Here is a 19,182-nt window from a genome sequence, read left to right on the forward strand (position 1 = left end):
TCCCGGGGGGGATATCTTATGAACACATTCCGTAAAGCGCCGCTGGCGCTCAGCATTGCCCTCTGCCTGTTTCCATTTGGCGTGATGGGCCAAGAAAAGCCGCAAGATGTGAACGCGCAAATTCGTGCCTTGAATGCACGTCTGGAAGCGCAAGAACAAACCATCGGCGAACTCAAGTCGCAAGTCGAAGCGATGCAACTCGATCACATCCGCGGTCGTGGCATCGAATCGGCCTACGCCGTGCAGAGCGCACCGCAACCCGTGCCGCAAGATGGCAGCGCACAAGCCAAGGCGCAAACGCAGCAGACATCTCCGCCTGCGGGCCAAACCATCGGCGAGGAACAACAACGTGCGTCGAAAGACGAACGCGAGAAGGATCGTGCGCTCACGGTGCGTGAACATGCACCGCTGTTCGAACGTCGATTCTCTCTCGACGTCGGCACCAACTACAGTTATTACGACCGCCGTCAACTCGCGCTCAGTGGCTTCTTGGCACTGGATGCGATCTTCCTTGGCTCGATCAATTTGGATCAGGTCAAAGCGAACACCTTCACGATTGATGCCACCGGTCGCTTCGGTCTCACACCGAGACTGAGCCTGGAAGCCAATGTGCCGTATGTCATTCGCAATACGCGTTTCATCTCTGGCGGTGCCGCAAGCTCAGCGAATATTCGGTGACATCGAAAGGCATCGGTGACGCAAGTGTTGCGGCGTACTACCAGTTCGTCAAGGAATCACAACGTTGGCCCGATATTGTCGGCAGCATTCGTGTTCGGATTCCGACAGGTGAAAGCCCGTTCGGCATCAAGCTCATTCAACCTGACCCGGCAAACAATAATCTAAGCGTCCCTGAGGCCTTGCCCACCGGCACCGGTATGTACAGCATCACCACAGGTGTTTCTGCACTACGCACGTACGACCCGGTGATTCTGTTTGCGAACTTGGCCTATACCTACAACATCGGTCGTAAGTTCGACGACATCTCGCCGGTGCAGGGCCAAGTCATTCCGGCCAAGGTCATCATGGGCAATCCGATTCAGTTGACCGCCGGGATGGCACTCGCACTGAATGATCGTGCAGCGATCAGCTTCAGTGTGGCGACGTCGCAATCCGGTGCAACGCACACCAAAGACATGGCAGGCGTGAAAGCGCGCGTGGTCGGTAGCTCGGCCAATGCCACGACCTTCAATGTCGGCAGCACCTATGTCTTGCCGTCGGGTTGGACCGTGAACGGTCAGGCCGTGATTGGTTTGTCACCGGATGCGCCGAACTATGTCTTGGGCCTGCGCGCTTCACGCGCGTTCTAACACTCAGCCCAATTCGGCGGCGCCATCCACAGTGTCCGCACGCAGACCATGTTGCTTCATCAAGCGATACAAGGTGATGCGTGAGATACCGAGTTCTTTGGCGCAGTGTCCGACACGATAGAGATTGCGGCGCAGCGCGGAATTGATCACTTGCACTTCCGCCGCATCGCGTGCCGCCGCCAAGGTTTGCACGGGTCCGGCTGCGCCATCATCAATGCCCAGATCTTTAGACGTGATGTAGCGACCTTCTGCCATGACCACGGCTTGATGCACGCGATTTAGAAGCTCACGCACATTGCCCGGCCACGCATAGGCTTGAATGGCTTTCAACGCGCAATTCGAGAAGCCCTTCATTTGCGTTTGACCGGTGCCGTTGTACAGCTTCAGCGCATGCTCTGCGAGTTGCAGAATATCGTCGCCGCGACTTCTCAATGGGGGTTGCTTGAGACGAATCACACACAGGCGATGATAGAGATCGGCGCGGAATCGTCCTGCAGCCACGGCCGCTTCCAGATCGTGGTGCGTCGCTGAAACGACGCGCACGTCGACGCGAATCGCATCGGTGCCACCCAAGCGTTCAATAAAGCCTTCTTGCAGGAAGCGCAGCAAAGACGCTTGCGAGTCCAAAGGCAGATCGCCGATTTCATCTAAGAACAAAGTGCCTTTGTTGGCCAGTTCAAAGCGGCCGAGCTTGCGTTGTTGTGCACCGGTAAATGCGCCGCGTTCGTAGCCGAACAGTTCCGACTGCATCAAATGTTGTGGAATCGCGCCGCAATTGATCGCGACAAACGGGAAGGCGCTGCGGTGCGACAAGTGGTGGATCGCGGCCGCGGCCAATTCTTTGCCGGTCCCGGTTTCGCCTGCGATATACACCGGTGCCAAGCTCGGTGCAGCGCGACGAATCAGTTTGTACAGCGCGCGCATTTCGGGGCTGCTGCCGATCATGCCACCGAAGGCTTGTTCCTCCGGGACCGTCGGGCGTGTGCTTTCCGAATGAAGTGTGGCGACACCCAGTGCGTGGCCCAACACCGATTCAATGGTCGAATCAGGGCAGGGCACAGTGATGAAGTCGAAACACACATCGCGAATCAAATGTCGGATGTGCTTGGATTCGAGTTGGCCCGGGTCAATGGCGGCCACCCAGCCCATACGTTCACGCGGCAAATTTTGAATGTAGGCCGCGTAGTCGGTCTGACCTTGCGGGTCGCGCAGATCGATGACGCCGGCTAAGGCCTTTCGATTGGATTTTGCCAAGAGTGATTCGACGGCTGTCGGCGTCGACACGAAATGGATCCGCCAGCCATGGGCCGCCATGGCGGCAAAAGCCGGAAAATCCGCGTTAAAACGGGTGGTTACAACGATGAGTTCCCTCGCCCGTGTCGCGATCATACGGACACCCCACTACGCCTGCGACGCACATCAGAAGAGTGGAGATACTAGAAGATTGTGACGAAGCGCACAGTATTTGCGCTGGTGCGGGCTTTTAGTCTCTATCAGCGCTGAGATGGTAGTCCGTCGCGGCCTCGACTTCCTTCTTGGACCCCAAGAACACCGGCACGCGTTGGTGCAGTTCTGACGGGATCACATCCATGATGCGTGCGCGTCCCGTGGTGGAAGCACCACCGGCCTGCTCGACCAAAAAGCTCATCGGGTTGGCTTCATACATCAGGCGCAGCTTGCCGGGTTTGGACGGATCCTTCTTGTCCCATGGATAGATGAAGATGCCGCCGCGGGTGAGGATGCGATGCACGTCAGCTACCATCGAGGCGATCCAACGCATGTTGAAGTCTTTGCCGCGCGGGCCCTCTTTGCCCACGAGCAAGTCCTCGACGTACTGCTGCATCGGCGCTTCCCAATGGCGCTTGTTCGACATGTTGATGGCGAACTCTTTGGTCTCCTCGGGAATGCGCATGTCGCGTTGGGTCAGCACAAAGCTCCCTTGCTCACGATCCAGGGTGAATTGGTGCGTGCCGTGGCCTACCGTCAGGATGAGCGTTGTTGCGGGCCCATAGACGCAATAGCCGGCCGCCACTTGTGCGCTGCCCGGTTGCAAGAAGGCTTCCGTCGGCACACTTTGTACGTCGCCCGGGCACTTCAACACCGAGAAGATGGTGCCAATCGAGACGTTGACATCGATGTTGGATGAACCATCCAAGGGATCAAACAACAGCAAGAAATTGCCGCGCGGAAACGCATCCGGAATCGGATAGGGATCGTCCATTTCTTCCGATGCGCAGGCTGCCAGGTGGCCACCCCACGCGTTGGCCTCAAGTAGCACTTCGTTGGCAATGACGTCGAGCTTCTTTTGTGCCTCGCCTTGAATATTGCCGGTACCCGCATCGCCCAGCACGCCACCCAGTGCGCCCTTGCCTACGGCGACCGAGATGGTCTTGCACGCGCGTGCCACCACTTCAATCAACAAGCGCAAATCTGCATTGATGCGATCGGCGCGCTCTTCTTCAATCAAAAAGCGCGTGAGAGAAACGTGCTGTGACATGCCGGTCTGCTCCGTGTGGACGCCACATTCTATCGTTTTGTTTTGACCAGGCGGCAACACGTCCCGACCTCGCGCAAGAACAGACGCCCCCGTCGGTCGGAAAGCCGCATTTCCACGCTAGACGTTGCGCTGACCCACAGGTCTCAAATGACGCGCAGTGCGATGGCCTTGAGGACAGCACGCGTTCGATCGCGGGTGTCCAACTTCTCCAGAATGGCGGACACATAGTTCTTCACTGTCCCTTCCGCCAGAAACAGACTGCGGGCAATTTCCTTGTTGCTGTAGCCGCCTGCAATCAAGCGCAAGATCGCCACTTCTTTTTCCGTGAATCGTTCGCGTGGCGCCTCGACCTGACGAAACTGAAATCGATGGCGCAATGGGTCTGTGCTAACGGGCAGTAGAAACGTTTCGCCGCGCGACACGCCCGTAATGACGTCGCGGAGGTCTTCGGGTGCGGCGTCTTTTAAAAGAAAACCCTGCGCGCCTGCCTCTGTCGCCCTTAACAGCAAGGCACTATCGTCAAACGTGGTGAGGAAAACACACGGTGTCGCGTTGCCGGCTGCACGCAAGCGCACTAAGGCTTCAATGCCATCCAAACCCGGCATACGGATATCGGAGACGATCAGATCAACAGGATGCGTCGCAAGACCTTCGATCAATCCATCGCCGTGCTCGGCTTCAAAGACGATCTCGATGCCCTGCTGTGTCAACAAGGCGCGCAAACCTGCGCGAACCAACGCTTGGTCATCCGCCAACGCGACGCGTATGGATGTATTCATGCGGGAAACGTCGCGGTGATGTGCATGCCGCCGGAACGATCTGCTTCAAACGCAACCAAGCCGCCAGCTTCTTCAACGCGCTCGCGCATGCCTTGCAACCCATTGCCACAGACCCAACGCTTGATGCGGGGACCATCGTCTTGAATCGCCAAGTGCAGGTGTCCGTCGTGCACTTTCAACGACACATGCACAGTGGACGCGTCGCCATGCTTGGCGGCATTGGTAATTGCCTCTTGCACGCACCGCACGACCGCTTCCGCAGTACGGGCTTCAGTAATACACACCTCACCGCTCACATCCGCTTGCAAGCGCGGTCGCGCAAACGGCGCAGCGAGTGCGGCAAAGGCCGGGGCAATATCCAAGGCATCATCGACACGCAAGGCCTGCACCACACCACGAATATCGCTGAGCAGATCCGCAGACAATTGTTCAGCGTCGCGCAATGCATGTTGATCGGGTGCCGCGAGCGCAAGTGCGCGCAAATTCAAACGCAGCGCCGTGAGCTTATGGCCGGCGACATCGTGCAGATCGCGCGCCACACGATACCGCTCGTGGCTGCGTGTTGTTTCCGCCAGCAAAACACGCGTGGCAAGCAGGTCGGCATTGACTTGCGCCATGTCGTCGCGCGCCTCTTCCAGTCGGCGCGAATAGGTAGACAAAAGCGCAGCAAATGCTTGAAAGCACGCATACAACAAAGTGACCAAGACGGGATGGTCGACGTCGCGCGCCACCATGATGAAATACACCGCTACATTGAGCAGCGTGGCAGTGATCAACAATCCCCGTTGCGGCCAATAGAACGAGGCATGCGCCACCCAAACGACCAACAATATTTGCGCGGCACCCGTGTGCGAACCAAACCAAATCGCAATCAAGGCAATGACCGCCAAGGCCCCGCTCATGACAAACCCAATCAGCGTGCGTTGTGCTGCAAATGGCATCAGTTCCATCAGCAGCGACACGCCGATGTACGTCGCCACCGCCAACAAGGCGTAACGCTGGTCTGGCATGGGCAAGCTCAACATCGTGTAGCCCACCACTGCCGCTGTGACGTAGCCGACAAGGTTCAGAGGATCGAGCAAGCGCAAGCGAAGTGAGGCCATGCATGCATGGTGATGTGTGGACCAATCCGAAACAAGACACTCAACACAGAAAGTGACTTTTGGCAGGTCAATGCGGTGACCCGAGGCACTGCAATCGCGATGGCCTACCGCGCACGCTAAACGCACCTTGGTTGGCGAAAGGCCTCAGTCATGATCGGATATACCTATTTTGTCGCCGTGCACGGCGCGTTGGGCGTCATCGCGCTCATCACTTTCTGGTCTGCCGCGATGTTCAAAAAAGGCAGCCCGAAACATCGCGCGGTGGGCAAAGTGTTTTTGTTGGCGATGGCCGGCATCGTTGTCAGCGGTATTCCGCTGGTGGTCGAGGCGGCGTTCTTTCGACATCAACCGGGTGTCGCATTGTTCTTGACCTTCTTACTGCCCCTCACAGCACAAGCGTGTTGGGTCGCGTGGCGTGCGGTGACAGATAAACGCGATTGGAAGCGTTTGGTTGCGCGGCCCGGGTGGAAGCTTGCCAAGTGGTTGCCCGCGCTTTTGGCCGTGCCAGTGCTTTGGGTGGGCGCGCGCAGCGGTCAAATGATTTTCGTGGGCTTTGCATTCATACCGTTGCTGTCGTACATCAACATGCATCGCTTTGAGCAGAAGGGCCCACAGCGCGGCAACTGGCACGTGGTCATGCACTACCAGGCCATGCTGGGCGGCGGGATTGCGACACACGTGGCCTTCTTGTCGATTGCGATGAAACCCGCTTGGCGCTGGCTCTCCGCCCACACAGCCGTTCCGGACGGTTTAATACAAGCCTTTCCGTGGTTTGCACCGGTCGCAGTGGCCACCTTGGCGGGTGTGTATTTGGGTCGGAAATACAATCGACCGCAAACCGCACACGCCAAGTCGAACGTGAGCGCATCAGCGCTCACGGAGTGATGCATCAAACGTCGGCGTCGGTGGGCCAACCAGCACCGGTGCCTCGATGCACGATACCGTCGGTTTCGAGCACGGTGCCGGCAGGCACGGACTCTTTTTCGGCAAGACGCGCATAGATGGGCGTGAAGTCGGGTGCGGTGGCATCCATCAATTGCTGGAACGAATCGATGACGAAGTACGTTTTCTGGAACGTATCGATGCGATATCGCGTTTGCATGATGCGTTCCAAATCAAAACAAATGCGATTCGGCGAATCAGATTCAAGCGAATACAAAGATTCGCCGGTGGATGAGACGATCCCGCTGCCATAAATACGCAGGCCATCCTTTTGTTGGATCAAGCCGAACTCGACCGTATACCAATACAGGCGCGTCAGATTGACCAAGGCTTCCGGGCCAATACCGTGCGCCTTGACGCCACCGCGGCCATACGCCGCCATGTACTCGGCGAACGCGGGCAACATCAACAAGGGCACATGGCCAAACAGGTCGTGGAAAAGATCGGGCTCTTCGATGTAGTCGACTTGATCGGGGCGGCGAATCCACCACGTCACCGGGAAGCGACGATTCGCAAGGTGATCAAAAAAATCGAGCTCGGGCAGCAGACCTTCAACACCCAGCAGCGTCCAACCCGTCGCGGGTTCAAGCACGGCGTTGATGTCTGAAAACTTCGGGATGTGATCGGGCGTCATGCCCATCGCATCTTGTGCCTTCAGAAATTCATCTGCCGCGCGACCCACCAACAATTTCCGTTGGCGTTCGTACAACAGTTTCCAAACCGCATGATCGTCAGCGGAATACGAATCCCAAGGTTGCTCGACGATGCCCGTGGCATACACCGGCACTTTGCCCTTGTCGGTATGAATATTTTCAAGTCGGCGGGGTGGCATGTTCATGTCTTTATTCTACGCGTCCGTGATCGGCGGGATTCAAGCGCAAAAGGAAATGGCCGCACAGGGCGGCCATTTCTTGATACCACACGGGGATGTGGATTTGATTAGAAGCGGTATTCGCCGCCAACACTCAAGGTGTTGCTGTTGTAACGGTTCTTCGCACCGGTCACGGCGTCATTGTTGCGGCCGCGGAAGTAGTCGTAGTTCAAGCCAACGCCCACATTCGGGGTGAAGTCATAGCCGACACCCAAACCGGCATACGGCGTCACCGTGCCCTTGTCGGTAGTGACGATATTGGTCGAGTTCGCAAGCAGGTTGGTTTCAACCTTGCTGTCAGCGCGCATCACGCCACCGCGTGCTTGACCGTACCAACCGGTGGTTGCGGCCTGGTCTTGGCTAAAGCGCATCTTGCCGACCACGCCCACACCGTAACCGGTGACGCGTTGGTTCACCGAACCGGCGCCCGCAGGCAGGGTGGTGTCCTTGTCGTAATAGCGACCGTAGAAGCCTTCAACTGCCACGTTCGGCGTGAAGTAGTAGCCACCGCGCACGTTCACAGAGGTGTCTTTCGAATCCGGTACACCGGCGGTGCCGTTGTTGATTTCGGTTTTGCCGACTTCACCACGGATGAAGGCGCCTTTCTTACCGGCGTCCTGGGCAAATGCGCCTGTGGACACGAGGGCCAAAGCAGCTGCGGCCAAAGAAGTGAATGCGAGTGTCTTTTTATTCTTCATGGTTCTTCTCTCTTTCGCCCCGTAGGAGGGAGGTGGGGCGCAGAGAAAAGATAGGGCTGCCTTCCGGCAAAGAAAACCCCGCTTAACATCTCTGTAAATCAATTGCTTAGGTAGGAAACCGCAAGCTGAATGTGAAATGTTAAACGGCGGCTCGCATCAGATTCAGTTCATCCGCGGTGTGTCTCGCCCCATTCAGGGTTTGCCAGCGCCCGCGGTCGGATCAATAGCCGTCACCGTCAAGAATTCGGCCCACTTGGCCAAGAATTGAACCTTCGCCGACGTTCTTGCCACCGCCTTGTGGCGCCGCGGCGAACATGCGGCCTGCCATGCGGGAGAAAGGCAAAGACTGCAACCAGACGTGACCGGGACCGGTCAAGGTTGCGAGGAACATGCCTTCGCCGCCGAAGATCATGCTCTTGATACCACCGGCCGCACGAATGTCCATGTTGACGCTCGGTTGGAATGCAACAACGCAGCCGGTGTCGACATCAATGCGTTCGCCTGCAGCGAGTTGTTTTTCAACCAAGGTGCCGCCCGCGTGCACAAACACCATGCCGTCGCCTTCCAGCTTTTGCATGATGAAACCTTCGCCGCCAAACAAGCCGGTGAGAATTTTGCGTTGCAAATGAATGCCGAGCGATACACCGCGCGCGCCGGCTAAAAAACTGTCCTTCTGACAGATCAAGGTGCCGCCAAGATCTGACAATTTCAAAGGCACGACCGTGCCTGGATACGGCGCTGCAAATGCCACATGGGCTTTGCCTTGACCGGTATGGGTGAACACGGTCGTGAACAAACTTTCGCCGGTCACTAAGCGTTTGCCGGCTGAGAACAGCTTGCCCATCACACCGCCGCCGCCCGCATCGCTGCCGTCGCCAAAGACCGTATCCATCTGCACGGAAGAATCCTTGTACATCAGTGAACCCGCTTCAGCGATCGCGCTCTCACCCGGATCCAGTTCTACTTCAACGAAGGGCATGTCATTACCGACAATCTTGTAGTCGATCTCGTCGTTGGCGCGGCTCATAGCGAATTCCTCTAATACATGATGGGTGGCGAAGCTTCAGAACTGTCGGTTGTCATCCGAATCCGTATCGGCTTCTTCTTCAAGTTCCCAACTGTAAACGCGGCGCGGCGGCAGCGGATCGGCCGTTCGTAATGTGAAGGCGCAAAGCAAGCCTGCCAGTGCACCGCCTAAATGCGACTGCCAAGAGATCCCCGCCTCTTGCGGAAAGATGGTCATCATCATGCCGCCATAGACGAGGAAGGCGATCATCGCCGCCGCGACTGCCGCGCGGTCACGGCGCAGCAGGCCGAGAAAGAACACCAAGAACATCAGGCCGTGGGTGATGCCGCTGGCGCCGAGATGATGTTCGCCCTGTGCACCCAATAGCCACGCACCGAGTCCTGAGCCAAGCCACATCCACGGCAAGGCGCGCACGGTGGCGCGCGGGTAAACGCTTCCGGCCAGCGTGCCGAGTAGCAAGATGGCAATGCTGTTGCTGAGCACGTGATTCCAACCGCCATGCAGCAGGGGCGCAAAGAGGAGGCCCAACAAGCCCAGTGCACTGCGCGGCTGTACCGTTAAGGCGTGGATGTCGACAGTCGCCAGTGCGGCATGGAGCGTAAGGACCAGCAGCGTCGCCACCGCACTCCAGCGAAATGCGCGCCGAACGCGCATGCGATCCAGCTGCTTTTGCAGCGCGGCGTTCGAGGGTTCTGGCATGGGGATGTGCATGCAAATTGACATGGCGGCAGCCAAACCCAAAAGCAAGCCTAAACCGCACACGCTTTACAATGCACGCATGAATGAATTGATCCAAAGAGTGCGCTTGAAGAATGCGTGGAACTCCACCCATCCGTGGATTTTCCAACGCTTGGTCGAAAAGCCGGCCCAGCGCCCCAAGCCCGGCAGCATTGTCGACGTGGAAGGTGTCGATGGCCGTTATATCGGTCAGGGCTTCTACAACGGCCATTCACGCATTGCGCTGCGAATCTTGAGCAACTCGCAAAACGAGGTCATCGACCAAGATTGGTTCGAAGCCAAAATCAAAGAAGCCGTGGCACTGCGTCGTGACATCTTGAAGTTGGATTCGGTCAGCAATGCTTGGCGTGTCTTCCACAGTGAAGGCGATGGCATCAGTGGCTTGGTCATCGATCGTTACGACGACTTGATCGTGGTCGGTTTCTTCAGTGCGGGTGCATGGCGACATCGTGAGTGGATATTCAACGCGTTACGCAATGTGTTCCCCGGCTGTCGCTTCCATAGCTTTGCCGATGAACACGTGCAAAAGCAGGAAAGCTTTGACTATCGCGACACGCAAGGCACGGCGCCCGCACTCATCACCGAATACGGCATCAAGTTTCAAGCCGATCCGGCGGGCGCGCACAAAACAGGTTTCTTTGCCGACCAACGCGACAACCGCGAGTGGTTGTCGCACCTGTGTGCGGGCAAGCGTGTCCTCGATCTCTGCTGCAACACCGGGGGCTTTGGTGTGTACGCGGCCGTGCGTGGTGCTGAAGAAGTCGTGGGTATCGATATCGATCCGGCGGTGCTCGACATCGCGCGCAACAACGCGCGATTGAACGGCGTGAAGCCACGCTATGTACAAGCGGACATCTTCCCGTGGTTGCGCGACGCGGCACAACAAGGCGAACAGTTTGATGTGGTGATCTTGGATCCCGCAAAGATGACCCGCGACCGTGAGCAAGTGATTAGTGCGCTTAAGAAGTATTTGGATATGAACAAGCTCGCGCTTGGCGTGGTCAAGCCGGGTGGTTTGTTCGCGACCTTCTCCTGCACCGGTTTGGTCAGTGAAGAACAGTTCTTGGATATGCTCCGCCGCGCTGCGTTTTACGCAGGACGCACCGTGCAAGTGTTGAAGGTGTCCGGCGCCGGCGCCGACCATCCCTTCCTCGCGCAGGTGCAAGAATCACGCTATCTGAAAGCGGTGTTCTGCCGCGTATTGGACTGATACCTCGTGGCCCTGGGGAAGCTGGCAAAAGCCCATCACGAAACGCATCGCATCGATCGCATCGGCTGGTTGCGTGCGGCCGTATTGGGCGCGAATGACGGATTGATCTCCACGAGTTCGTTGTTGGTCGGTGTGGCTTCGGCGAATGCGCAGCCCGCGACGCTCATGATGACCGGTCTCGCCGCACTCGTTGCGGGCGCACTGTCTATGGCGGCGGGCGAATATGTGTCTGTCAGTTCGCAAGCAGACACGGAAGCTGCGGATATCGCGAAAGAAGAGCGCGAATTGGTTGAAATGCCAGACGCAGAACTCAAGGAGTTGATTCACATCTATCAACGCCGGGGTCTGAGCAAGGCGCTTGCAACAGAAGTTGCAGAAGCCATGACCCAACACGATGCATTAGGCGCGCACTTGCGTGATGAGCTGGGCATCCATGAAGTCAATGTTGCAAAGCCGGTTCAAGCCGCTTTGTCATCCGCTGCCGCATTTGCTGTCGGCGCGCTGCCGCCTTTGGGATTGGTGTGGTGGATGCAGGGCCCGCAGCTCTCCATCAGTTTGATTGCCATGACGCTGGTGCTGTTGGCGGTGCTCGGTGCAGTGGCTGGCCGTCTCGGTGGTGCGTCGATCGCCAAAGGCGCTGCGCGCGTGATGGTTTGGGGTTCTCTCGCCATGGCGGCGACGTGGGCGATCGGTCGCGCCTTTGGTGTCGCAGCAGGTTAATCGACGCGTCTCAGCACCATCGTGTGCGAAAGCACAGGGGAATTTGAAGTTCCCGCTGTGTGCCAACCCGACATCACACTCAAGCAAACAAGTACGCAAAGAACTGACTGAGCGCATTGACCGCCAGTTCGATCCAAATGAGCACGACAACGGCAAGAATGCCCAAGCCCACCGCCCATTTCTGTGGCCTCGTCTTCACCTTGCGTGAGAAGGTCTCAAACGCAAGACCAGCGACAAACAACAGCGCACCCATGATCACGAAATCCATGGGGCCCCAATGCCATCCTTCGCCGGGTGCCTTCGCGCGATCAAACCAGGTCATCGCAAGCGGCACTGACAATAGCAATGCCGTGCCAATCGCCGGTCGTGACCAAACCTGTGTATTCATGCTGTAGCTCCGTTCCTCATCCTTGAAACAGAGCATGCAAGTGAATTGTGTGCTGTGTATGAAGTTCTGAAAAATCGATACGCGTCGCGTCTCTGAGTTGGCGGCTCGGTTAAAACGCCGAACCGGGTTGGCTTAAGAAAACCAATTCTGCCGGTGTCGACGTGCGGCCAAGCACAGCGTTTCTGTGTGGATAGCGGCCAAACTGATCGATGATCGCTTTATGCCGCAATTCGAAATCGAAGTACGTGCCTTCCGTGAATTGCTTGTAAAGCGCTTCTGCTTCGCCATGGATCAGTGCAGATTCGCTGTGCATATACGGCAGCAAGCAGAAACTGCGTTGTGTCGGTTCGAGCACCTGCATCGCGCCGTTCGCAACCGCTTCCTGTGCAAGCACCAACGCGATACCGTCTTGCGCAAAGGCCTGCGCGGTGCCGCGATAGACGTTGCGTGAAAACTGATCGAGCACAATGATCTCGGCCAGTCGTCCGGCGGCGGTGTCGCGCCACGCATAGAGCTCCCCAGCGGCAGCGCGGTGCATGAGGTCAAGAAAGCGCGCACGAATGAGCGCATCGAAATCAGGATCAGAGGCGAACCACTGCTTCGGATCGATCTCGTCAAACCAGAAATCCAGAATCTCATTCGGCATGTCAGCGCCCTTCGAAGATGGTGTGCTCAATCCGACGGTCAGGCACCAACCATAGAAGCGCCACACCGGTGTAGAGCGCTTGCGCAATGTACGGACTTACCCATGTCAGTCCGATCCCTGCCAGATACACGATCGGCGACAGCTTGCCTTTCCAATCAGAACCCAGGGCGTGTCGCAGCGCTGAGCTATTGCCTTCCGCAGCCGTAATCCGCTGTTGCAAGATCGCATAGGCAATGGCAGCTGCAAACAGCACGCCACCATACACAGCACTTGGAAGTGGCGCGGCGTGGTTCTCGCCCATCCAACCGGTGGCGACCGGCATCAATGACAACCAAAACAGCAGGTGCAGATTGGCCCACAGGATGCTGCCGGTGACTTTGCTGCTTGCCTGCAGCAAGTGGTGGTGATTGTTCCAGTAGATGCCGACGTATACGAAGCTCAGGATGTAGCTCAGAAACTTCGGAAGCAGGGGCATCAGCGCCTCGGATGTTGCGCCGTGGGGCACCTTGAGCTCGAGCACCATGATCGTGATGATGATGGCCAGCACGCCATCACTGAATGCTTCCAAGCGGCCTTTTCCCATGATCGCCATGCGTGCTCCCGAGTCGAATATCCAAATGGCCAACGGAAAGCGAGAACCCGTGTTTCACGGATCGCAAACCTGGAGACGATCCTCACTCTAAACTGTCTGCATGTCGAATGAAATTCTCTTGCTCTGGCTATTACTGGCTGCGGTCCTCGTGGCCGTGGGCTGCCTGATCGTCTTGTTGCTGCGCAAGCCGGATGCGGGGCTCAGTGCCCTACAAAATCAACTTGAATCCGCCCTGCGCGAACAACAACGCGAAGGCCGCGCCGAACTTCGCGATTCGCTCGAAGCCTTGGGACGCGGGCAAACCCAACATCACGCCGTGCTTGATCAAAAGGTCAACGAGCTCACGGGCCGAACCGACAAGCGTCTCGATGAATTCAGGATCTCGATTGCAGAAGACGCGCACAAGTCACGACAGGCTGCGCAAGAACACCAGCATTTGTTTTCAGAAAGCCTCGGGCAAAAACTCGGAGAGCTCACCCAGCGCAATGAACAGCGCATGGGTGAGATGCGCGTCACGCTCGAATCGCAGTTGAAATCCATGCAAGCCGATAACGCGCAAAAGCTCGAGAAAATGCGCGAAACCGTCGATGAAAAACTGCAAGGCACCTTGGAAGCGCGATTCAATGCGTCATTCGGCATCATTTCCGAACGCTTGGAAGCTGTGCAGCGTGGCCTCGGTGAGATGCAGCAGTTGGCATCTGATGTAGGAAGTTTGCAGCGCGTGTTGACCAACGTTAAGAAGCGCGGCACCTTCGGTGAAACGCAGCTGGGCGCGTTGTTGGAAGACGTGCTGACACCGGACCAATACGCATCCAACGTCGCGACCTTGCCGGGTTCGAACGAACGCGTGGAATTTGCAATCCGCATGCCCGGACAAAAGAGCGAAGGTCAAATTTGGTTGCCGATTGATGCCAAATTTCCACGCGAAGATTACGAGCGATTGGTGGATGCGCAAGAGAATGCCGATCCAGAAGGGGCACATGCGGCAGGGCAAGCGCTGGAGCGGCGCATTCGTGATGAAGCCAAGAAGATTCGCGAGAAATATGTCGGTCCGCCACACACCACCGACTTTGCCTTGTTGTTCTTACCGACCGAAGGGCTCTACGCGGAAGCGATTCGCCGACCCGGTTTGTTCGAACAGGTGCAACGTGATCAACGCGTCGTGCTGGTCGGACCCACCACTTTGTTGGCCGTCTTGAATGCCTTGCAAATGGGGTTCCGCTCACTGGCGATCGAGAAGCGCAGCAGCGAAGTGTGGCAAACCCTGGCGGCGGTCAAGAATGAATTCGGCAAGTTTGCCACCGTGCTTGAGAAAGCACATAGCCAGCTCGATACGGTCCAAAACAGCATCAAGAGTGCCGGCGTTCGCACGCGCAAAATCGAGAAGACCTTGCGCAATGTTGAAGCGCTTTCGCACGACAGCACGCTGAATTTGGGGTTAGAGGGTCCGGACGATTCGGACGCCGCAGAATAAGCGCGCTTTAAATCGCGCTTACTTGGACTTTTTCTGCCAGAACTTCCAGCGCGAACGCTTCTTCGGCTTTTCGTCCGAATTCGGCATCGGCGCCATGGGCACGGGTGCCGTTAACAAATACGCAGGCACGCCTTCGCCACCCGCTTCGTTCTCACCGAAGATCTGATAGTTCCGGCGCTGCATCCACGAATCGCGATACAACAAGTAATCGTCTGCTGCCCCTTCGCGCAAGCTGTCGATCGACAACAACTGCGTACGAATATCGATCACTTGAATGACGCTCATGCCTGTTTGCGATTCCGAGTCGAAATGACGCGTCGGATTCAGCGGACGATCGACCACCATGCCGAAGATATCGCGCACGGTGCGTGGACCAAACAAAGGCAGTTCAACGTAGCGAGACTTCGCCCAACCCCACTTGCCCAAGGTTTGGCCAAAGTCTTCCTGCTCAGTGGGGATATCAATCGCACTCGCAGGGTCGAGGAGGCCACCCAAACCGAAGGTCGAGTTCACAGCAAATCGCATGGCCGCGTTGGCCGCCACTTCCGGCTTGCCTTGCAACAACGCATTGATCATCGTGACCGGCTGACCGAGATTGCGAAAGAAGTTGCTAATGCCCAAACGAATGGGCTTGGGCACGACACGCACATAGGCTTGCGCGACGGGTCGCAAGATGGCGCGGTCGATGACGTTATTGAACTCGTGAACCTTGCGGTTGTATTTCTCCCACGGATCACGAAATTGCGACACGGCGTTTCCGCCCGCGGCGTTGTCGTCGCCCGTCGCGCCATACAACGCCTCAAAATCCGCCTCCGCTTGGTCTGCCGACGTGGCAGGTGCGGCAGCCGAAGAGGGTGTTTGAATTTCGGGCGCCAGGGCGCTTGGCTGTGCGTTTGCTTCCGGCAACGCCACTTGTGTTTCAGCGGGTGTCGCGGCTTGATCCGCGCGCGCCTTGGCAACGACGGTCTCGCCTGCGACGGCGTCGGTCTGTGTTGCGCCTTGGCTTGCGCAGCCGCTGAAGGCAATGGCGAGAACAGCGTAGGCTGCAAGTTGACGCAGATTCATCGGGGTGAGTTCTTAGGCTGTAAACCGCAACTGCGAATCCAAGCGATAGGATTGGCGAAGCGCGTCCAAATGCGTGGGCAAGCCGACCACCTCGGCTTGCGGATTATTTTCCTGCAAGCGCGACAGCATCGCCAGTGCTGCACTGTCGGCGGCCGAGACTGCCGCAAGATCCAACTGCCGATACTGCGCACGACCGATTTGCGCCCAAAGTGCAGGCACATGTGTTGCCGTCAAGGCGCCCGCAAGTGCGAGGCGGCCGTCGGCGAGTGTCGCGCGCGCGTCGAGCAAGGCCATGCTTAGTTCGCGCTGGCCTTCAAGGTGCCCGAACGCAGTTCTGCGGTCACCGCTTTGATGCCCTTTTGACGCAATGGTGCGTCGAACTGACCACGGAAGGTCTGCACGATCGACACGCCTTCTACCATCACATCAAACACTTTCCACGTGCCGCCGACCGGATGCATGTAATAGGTCACCGGAATCGGCGCACCGCCTGAGCGGGTCAGCTCGCTGACAACGCGCACGCCCATGTTTCGCGGCAAAGGAATTTCTGACTTCACGCGCGGTGTGAGCTTGGTGTTGAAGTCGAGCAAAGACCCGCCATAGCGCTGCATCAAACTATCTGCCAAGGCATCGCTGAAGGCGCGAACATCGGCTTCAGATGCGCCGCGACCATTCGTGCCGAGCACCAGACGACCGGCGTAGTCGCGGTCAAAGATTTGATTGAACTCGGAGAATACAAAGCTGTTCAAAGCGCTGCGGTTCTTCTTGAACTCCGCACGACGCTTTTCAAGCGTATTCAAAACGCGCGTGGTGTTGCTCAACACCATTTGCGAGGGCGCGCCGAGCTTTGCAACTGCAGCGGTTTGTGCCGAAACCGTCGAAGGGACCAGTACGGTCGCAGAAGCAGCGAGGGCAACAGACAAGATCAGGTTTTTCATTTTTCGTTTCCATCAGAAGGTGCAGATGCACTGCCGTCGGCAGATTCCGTCGCGTCGGCATCAGATTTCGGTGCATTGCTGCTAAACATGTATTTGCTGGCAAGCTGCAGCAAATCAACGGCAGATTGGGTCATGACGATTTCATCGCCAGGCTTCAAGGGGGTGGGGTCACCGCCCGGTTGCAAACCAATGTAAGCCTCGCCCAACAAACCGCTGGTGAATATTCCGGCCGTTGTGTCACCCGGCAAGTCTTTGTATTCGGGCTGCATTTGCAAGGTCACCACCGCGTCAAAACGCTGTGGGTCGAGCTGGATGCTAGACACCCGGCCGACGGTAACGCCACCGATGCGTACGGGTGCGTTGTCACGCAACTGGCCGATGCCCGTGAAACGGGCTTTCAGCGGATAGCCGGATGACTGTCCGAAACCGAACTTGCCATTGGTCGAGGCCATGGCCAAAACCAACACGGTGGCCAATGCGAGCAGCAGGAAAAGACCAACTGCGAATTCTGTACGTGGGGCGCGCAAACTCATTTTTCCTCCTCAGCGAAACATCAATGCCGAGAGCACAAAGTTGAACATCAACACCATCAACGAAGCATTGACTACGGCGCGGGTAGTCGCGACCGAGGTGCCTTCAATGGTGGGTTCGGAATAGAAACCGACGAATGCTGCGATCAATGCAGCGATACCGCCGAATACGGACGCCTTGAAAAACGCCGGCCAGAAGTCGTGAGAGACATCGACCGCATCCTTCAAGACCTGCCAGAACGTGCCGTCGTCCAAACCAATGATATGCACCGATTCAAACCAGCCCGCCAAGATCGCGGCTGCGATAAAGAACGCAACCAACAAAGGCACGCACACAATCGCCGCCCAAAAGCGCGGCGCGACCACCTTTGCAATGGGATCAATGGCCATCAAGTTCAAGGCCGTGATTTGGTCGGTGGCGCGCATGAGACCCAGTTCGGCGGCAATCGACGAGCCCGCGCGACCAATAAACAACAAGGCCGTCAACACAGGTGCCAATTCGCGATACAGACCCAAGCCCAGCATCGCGCTGACTTGATTGCTGGCGCCATAGGTATCCAAAGCGCGGTAACCCAACAGCGTCACCGATAGACCGACGAACGCACCACCTACCAAGATGATCGGCAAGGAGCGCGCGCCCACCTTATAAATCTCGCGCACAAGTTCGCGCAGCAGGGCAGGCGTTGGTACCGATGCACGCAGCACGGCGAAGAAGAACACGCCCATGCGGCCGATGTCGCGAATGCCGTTCGCCAAAGCCGTCATGCGTAAGTCCTCGGTTGTGCGTCGAACGCGATCGGGCCGTCGGCCGCACCATCCAGGAACTGGCGGACCCAAGGATCGCGACTGGCATTTAATTCGCTCGGCGTGCCTTGGAACACCACTTGACCATTGGCAATGACCACCGCGTGGTCACAGATCGGCAGCGTTTCGTGCACATGGTGCGTGACGATCACACTGGTGAGGCCAAGCGTCTTGTTCAAACGACCCATCAACTCTGTAATGACGCCTGCGGCGATCGGGTCGAGCCCGGTCAAGGGTTCGTCGTAGATCATCAATGGGGGATCCAAAGCCAACGCGCGCGCCAGGGCGACACGTCGCGCTTGACCACCCGATAGCTCGCGCGGAAACGCGTCTTTCAAACCGCGCAATCCGACGGCATGCAATTTGAGTTCAACCAAGCGTTCGATCACAGCCTTGGGCAGCGCGGTATGCGTTTGAATCGGCAATGCCACATTCTCTGCAGCGGTCAGGTCTGACAACAGACCATTGCCTTGCAAGAGCACACCCATTTGCTTACGCAGGGTCAACAGCGCACGCGTCTTGCCCGCGGGGACCGTTTCGCCAAAGACCTTGACTGCGCCCTTCGCCGGTGCGAGTTCGCCCATCAAAGCGGCGAGCAAGGTCGATTTACCACTGCCTGACGGACCGAGCACAGCGGTGACGCTGCCTGTCGGTACCTGTATCTCGACGCCATCGAGCACAACGTGTCCGTCGCGCACCAGTTGGAGCGCGCTGACATCGACGGCGATGGCGGGGGAGCGAGAAGTGGGCACGGGGTCACAGGTACAGAAAACCACTGTGAAGGATGCCGCGTAAAACCTGAATGCAGCTTATGTCAGCAAACGAAACTTTAACCTCCAATTTCATCCGCGAA

21 protein-coding genes and 2 pseudogenes are annotated in these 19,182 nt (G+C 57.4%); 6 read left to right on the forward strand and 17 right to left on the reverse strand.

What is annotated here, in order from left to right:
* The first annotated feature begins 18 nt into the window (after positions 1 to 18).
* Positions 19 to 678, forward strand: coding sequence for a hypothetical protein (locus G7069_RS03710; RefSeq protein ID WP_166294401.1), 660 nt, complete (start codon positions 19 to 21; stop codon positions 676 to 678).
* Positions 675 to 1,307 carry a hypothetical protein gene (locus tag G7069_RS03715; RefSeq protein WP_166294403.1) on the forward strand — a complete coding sequence of 211 codons (633 nt, stop codon included), beginning with the start codon at positions 675 to 677 and terminating at the stop codon, positions 1,305 to 1,307. The genes G7069_RS03710 and G7069_RS03715 overlap by 4 nt, the downstream gene beginning before the upstream one ends.
* A 3-nt stretch (positions 1,308 to 1,310) precedes the next feature.
* On the opposite strand, the gene G7069_RS03720 is transcribed toward G7069_RS03715, so the two are convergent.
* The 4 genes from G7069_RS03720 to G7069_RS03735 form a co-directional block, all read right to left on the reverse strand.
* A complete protein-coding gene (locus tag G7069_RS03720; protein WP_240912623.1) occupies positions 1,311 to 2,696 on the reverse strand; it encodes a sigma-54 dependent transcriptional regulator in 1,386 nt (461 codons plus the stop codon).
* 94 nt (positions 2,697 to 2,790) lie between these two features.
* Positions 2,791 to 3,804 (reverse strand): class 1 fructose-bisphosphatase, encoded by a 1,014-nt coding sequence (locus G7069_RS03725; RefSeq protein WP_166294407.1) that lies wholly within the window; start codon positions 3,802 to 3,804, stop codon positions 2,791 to 2,793.
* 143 nt (positions 3,805 to 3,947) lie between these two features.
* Positions 3,948 to 4,583 (reverse strand): response regulator transcription factor, encoded by a 636-nt coding sequence (locus G7069_RS03730; protein ID WP_166294409.1) that lies wholly within the window; start codon positions 4,581 to 4,583, stop codon positions 3,948 to 3,950.
* The gene (locus G7069_RS03735) at positions 4,580 to 5,686 is read right to left on the reverse strand and encodes a histidine kinase (protein WP_166294411.1); all 1,107 of its coding nucleotides are present in this window, start codon (positions 5,684 to 5,686) and stop codon (positions 4,580 to 4,582) included. Before G7069_RS03735 ends, G7069_RS03730 begins: the two co-directional genes overlap by 4 nt.
* Positions 5,687 to 5,836: 150 nt before the next feature.
* Between G7069_RS03735 and G7069_RS03740 the strand changes: the two genes are divergently transcribed.
* On the forward strand, positions 5,837 to 6,571 hold the full coding sequence (locus tag G7069_RS03740) for a hypothetical protein (protein ID WP_166294413.1): 735 nt from the start codon (positions 5,837 to 5,839) through the stop codon (positions 6,569 to 6,571).
* A gap of 4 nt (positions 6,572 to 6,575) precedes the next feature.
* Here G7069_RS03740 and phhA read toward each other — a convergent pair whose 3' ends face one another.
* From phhA to G7069_RS03760, 4 genes and pseudogenes are all read right to left on the reverse strand, one after another.
* Positions 6,576 to 7,466 (reverse strand): phenylalanine 4-monooxygenase, encoded by an 891-nt coding sequence (gene phhA, locus G7069_RS03745; protein WP_166294415.1) that lies wholly within the window; start codon positions 7,464 to 7,466, stop codon positions 6,576 to 6,578.
* A 101-nt stretch (positions 7,467 to 7,567) separates the two neighbouring features.
* Entirely contained in the window at positions 7,568 to 8,197 is a 630-nt protein-coding gene (locus tag G7069_RS03750; RefSeq protein WP_166294417.1) for an outer membrane beta-barrel protein, read from the reverse strand.
* A 220-nt stretch (positions 8,198 to 8,417) separates the two neighbouring features.
* Positions 8,418 to 9,209 (reverse strand): annotated as a pseudogene (locus G7069_RS03755) (TIGR00266 family protein); the annotation flags it as partial.
* Positions 9,210 to 9,296: 87 nt separating this feature from the next.
* Positions 9,297 to 9,935: pseudogene (locus G7069_RS03760) on the reverse strand (rhomboid family intramembrane serine protease); the annotation flags it as partial.
* A 67-nt stretch (positions 9,936 to 10,002) separates the two neighbouring features.
* Between G7069_RS03760 and G7069_RS03765 the strand changes: the two are divergent.
* Together G7069_RS03765 and G7069_RS03770 are read left to right on the forward strand one after the other, a co-directional pair.
* Positions 10,003 to 11,172: a class I SAM-dependent rRNA methyltransferase gene (locus G7069_RS03765; protein ID WP_166294419.1), complete on the forward strand. Its 1,170-nt coding sequence runs from the start codon at positions 10,003 to 10,005 to the stop codon at positions 11,170 to 11,172.
* 12 nt (positions 11,173 to 11,184) lie between these two features.
* Entirely contained in the window at positions 11,185 to 11,892 is a 708-nt protein-coding gene (locus tag G7069_RS03770) for a VIT family protein (protein WP_205758766.1), read from the forward strand.
* 79 nt (positions 11,893 to 11,971) lie between these two features.
* On the opposite strand, the gene G7069_RS03775 is transcribed toward G7069_RS03770, so the two are convergent.
* From G7069_RS03775 to G7069_RS03785, 3 genes are all read right to left on the reverse strand, one after another.
* Positions 11,972 to 12,280 (reverse strand): hypothetical protein, encoded by a 309-nt coding sequence (locus G7069_RS03775; protein WP_166294421.1) that lies wholly within the window; start codon positions 12,278 to 12,280, stop codon positions 11,972 to 11,974.
* A 109-nt stretch (positions 12,281 to 12,389) separates the two neighbouring features.
* On the reverse strand, positions 12,390 to 12,956 hold the full coding sequence (locus tag G7069_RS03780; protein WP_240912624.1) for a DUF924 family protein: 567 nt from the start codon (positions 12,954 to 12,956) through the stop codon (positions 12,390 to 12,392).
* Entirely contained in the window at positions 12,928 to 13,518 is a 591-nt protein-coding gene (locus tag G7069_RS03785) for a TMEM175 family protein (protein ID WP_240912625.1), read from the reverse strand. The genes G7069_RS03780 and G7069_RS03785 overlap by 29 nt, the downstream gene beginning before the upstream one ends.
* 100 nt (positions 13,519 to 13,618) lie before the next feature.
* On the opposite strand from G7069_RS03785, the gene rmuC reads away from it, so the two are divergent.
* The gene (gene rmuC / locus G7069_RS03790) at positions 13,619 to 14,992 is read left to right on the forward strand and encodes a DNA recombination protein RmuC (protein ID WP_166294425.1); all 1,374 of its coding nucleotides are present in this window, start codon (positions 13,619 to 13,621) and stop codon (positions 14,990 to 14,992) included.
* Between the two features lie 18 nt (positions 14,993 to 15,010).
* Here rmuC and G7069_RS03795 read toward each other — a convergent pair whose 3' ends face one another.
* From G7069_RS03795 to G7069_RS03820, 6 genes are read right to left on the reverse strand one after another with little or no spacing between them, the layout of a single operon-like run.
* Positions 15,011 to 16,057, reverse strand: a complete 1,047-nt coding sequence (locus G7069_RS03795; RefSeq protein WP_166294429.1) for a VacJ family lipoprotein — start codon at positions 16,055 to 16,057, stop codon at positions 15,011 to 15,013.
* Positions 16,058 to 16,069: 12 nt separating this feature from the next.
* Positions 16,070 to 16,351 carry an STAS domain-containing protein gene (locus G7069_RS03800; RefSeq protein WP_166294432.1) on the reverse strand — a complete coding sequence of 94 codons (282 nt, stop codon included), beginning with the start codon at positions 16,349 to 16,351 and terminating at the stop codon, positions 16,070 to 16,072.
* A 2-nt stretch (positions 16,352 to 16,353) separates the two neighbouring features.
* Positions 16,354 to 16,995, reverse strand: coding sequence for an ABC transporter substrate-binding protein (locus tag G7069_RS03805; protein ID WP_166294435.1), 642 nt, complete (start codon positions 16,993 to 16,995; stop codon positions 16,354 to 16,356).
* On the reverse strand, positions 16,992 to 17,528 hold the full coding sequence (gene mlaD, locus G7069_RS03810) for an outer membrane lipid asymmetry maintenance protein MlaD (protein WP_166294439.1): 537 nt from the start codon (positions 17,526 to 17,528) through the stop codon (positions 16,992 to 16,994). The genes G7069_RS03805 and mlaD overlap by 4 nt, the downstream gene beginning before the upstream one ends.
* Before the next feature lie 9 nt (positions 17,529 to 17,537).
* A complete protein-coding gene (locus tag G7069_RS03815) occupies positions 17,538 to 18,290 on the reverse strand; it encodes an MlaE family lipid ABC transporter permease subunit (protein WP_166294442.1) in 753 nt (250 codons plus the stop codon).
* Positions 18,287 to 19,081, reverse strand: coding sequence for an ATP-binding cassette domain-containing protein (locus G7069_RS03820; protein WP_240912626.1), 795 nt, complete (start codon positions 19,079 to 19,081; stop codon positions 18,287 to 18,289). Before G7069_RS03820 ends, G7069_RS03815 begins: the two co-directional genes overlap by 4 nt.
* Positions 19,082 to 19,182 lie beyond the last annotated feature (101 nt).

This window comes from Lysobacter sp. HDW10 (assembly GCF_011300685.1).
In the GTDB taxonomy this organism is placed as follows: Bacteria; Pseudomonadota; Gammaproteobacteria; order Xanthomonadales; family Xanthomonadaceae; genus Solilutibacter.

Excerpts from the sequence above, each read along its gene's own strand:
- G7069_RS03710 (WP_166294401.1), top strand. The coding sequence starts at position 19 with ATGAACACATTCCGTAAAGCGCCGCTGGCGCTCAGCATTGCCCTCTGC.
- G7069_RS03720 (WP_240912623.1), bottom strand. The coding sequence starts at position 2,696 with ATGATCGCGACACGGGCGAGGGAACTCATCGTTGTAACCACCCGTTTT.
- G7069_RS03725 (WP_166294407.1), bottom strand. The coding sequence starts at position 3,804 with ATGTCACAGCACGTTTCTCTCACGCGCTTTTTGATTGAAGAAGAGCGC.
- G7069_RS03730 (WP_166294409.1), bottom strand. The coding sequence starts at position 4,583 with ATGAATACATCCATACGCGTCGCGTTGGCGGATGACCAAGCGTTGGTT.
- G7069_RS03735 (WP_166294411.1), bottom strand. The coding sequence starts at position 5,686 with ATGGCCTCACTTCGCTTGCGCTTGCTCGATCCTCTGAACCTTGTCGGC.
- G7069_RS03740 (WP_166294413.1), top strand. The coding sequence starts at position 5,837 with ATGATCGGATATACCTATTTTGTCGCCGTGCACGGCGCGTTGGGCGTC.
- phhA (WP_166294415.1), bottom strand. The coding sequence starts at position 7,466 with ATGAACATGCCACCCCGCCGACTTGAAAATATTCATACCGACAAGGGC.
- G7069_RS03750 (WP_166294417.1), bottom strand. The coding sequence starts at position 8,197 with ATGAAGAATAAAAAGACACTCGCATTCACTTCTTTGGCCGCAGCTGCT.
- G7069_RS03765 (WP_166294419.1), top strand. The coding sequence starts at position 10,003 with ATGAATGAATTGATCCAAAGAGTGCGCTTGAAGAATGCGTGGAACTCC.
- G7069_RS03775 (WP_166294421.1), bottom strand. The coding sequence starts at position 12,280 with ATGAATACACAGGTTTGGTCACGACCGGCGATTGGCACGGCATTGCTA.
- G7069_RS03785 (WP_240912625.1), bottom strand. The coding sequence starts at position 13,518 with ATGGCGATCATGGGAAAAGGCCGCTTGGAAGCATTCAGTGATGGCGTG.
- rmuC (WP_166294425.1), top strand. The coding sequence starts at position 13,619 with ATGTCGAATGAAATTCTCTTGCTCTGGCTATTACTGGCTGCGGTCCTC.
- G7069_RS03795 (WP_166294429.1), bottom strand. The coding sequence starts at position 16,057 with ATGAATCTGCGTCAACTTGCAGCCTACGCTGTTCTCGCCATTGCCTTC.
- G7069_RS03800 (WP_166294432.1), bottom strand. The coding sequence starts at position 16,351 with ATGGCCTTGCTCGACGCGCGCGCGACACTCGCCGACGGCCGCCTCGCA.
- G7069_RS03805 (WP_166294435.1), bottom strand. The coding sequence starts at position 16,995 with ATGAAAAACCTGATCTTGTCTGTTGCCCTCGCTGCTTCTGCGACCGTA.
- mlaD (WP_166294439.1), bottom strand. The coding sequence starts at position 17,528 with ATGAGTTTGCGCGCCCCACGTACAGAATTCGCAGTTGGTCTTTTCCTG.
- G7069_RS03815 (WP_166294442.1), bottom strand. The coding sequence starts at position 18,290 with ATGACGGCTTTGGCGAACGGCATTCGCGACATCGGCCGCATGGGCGTG.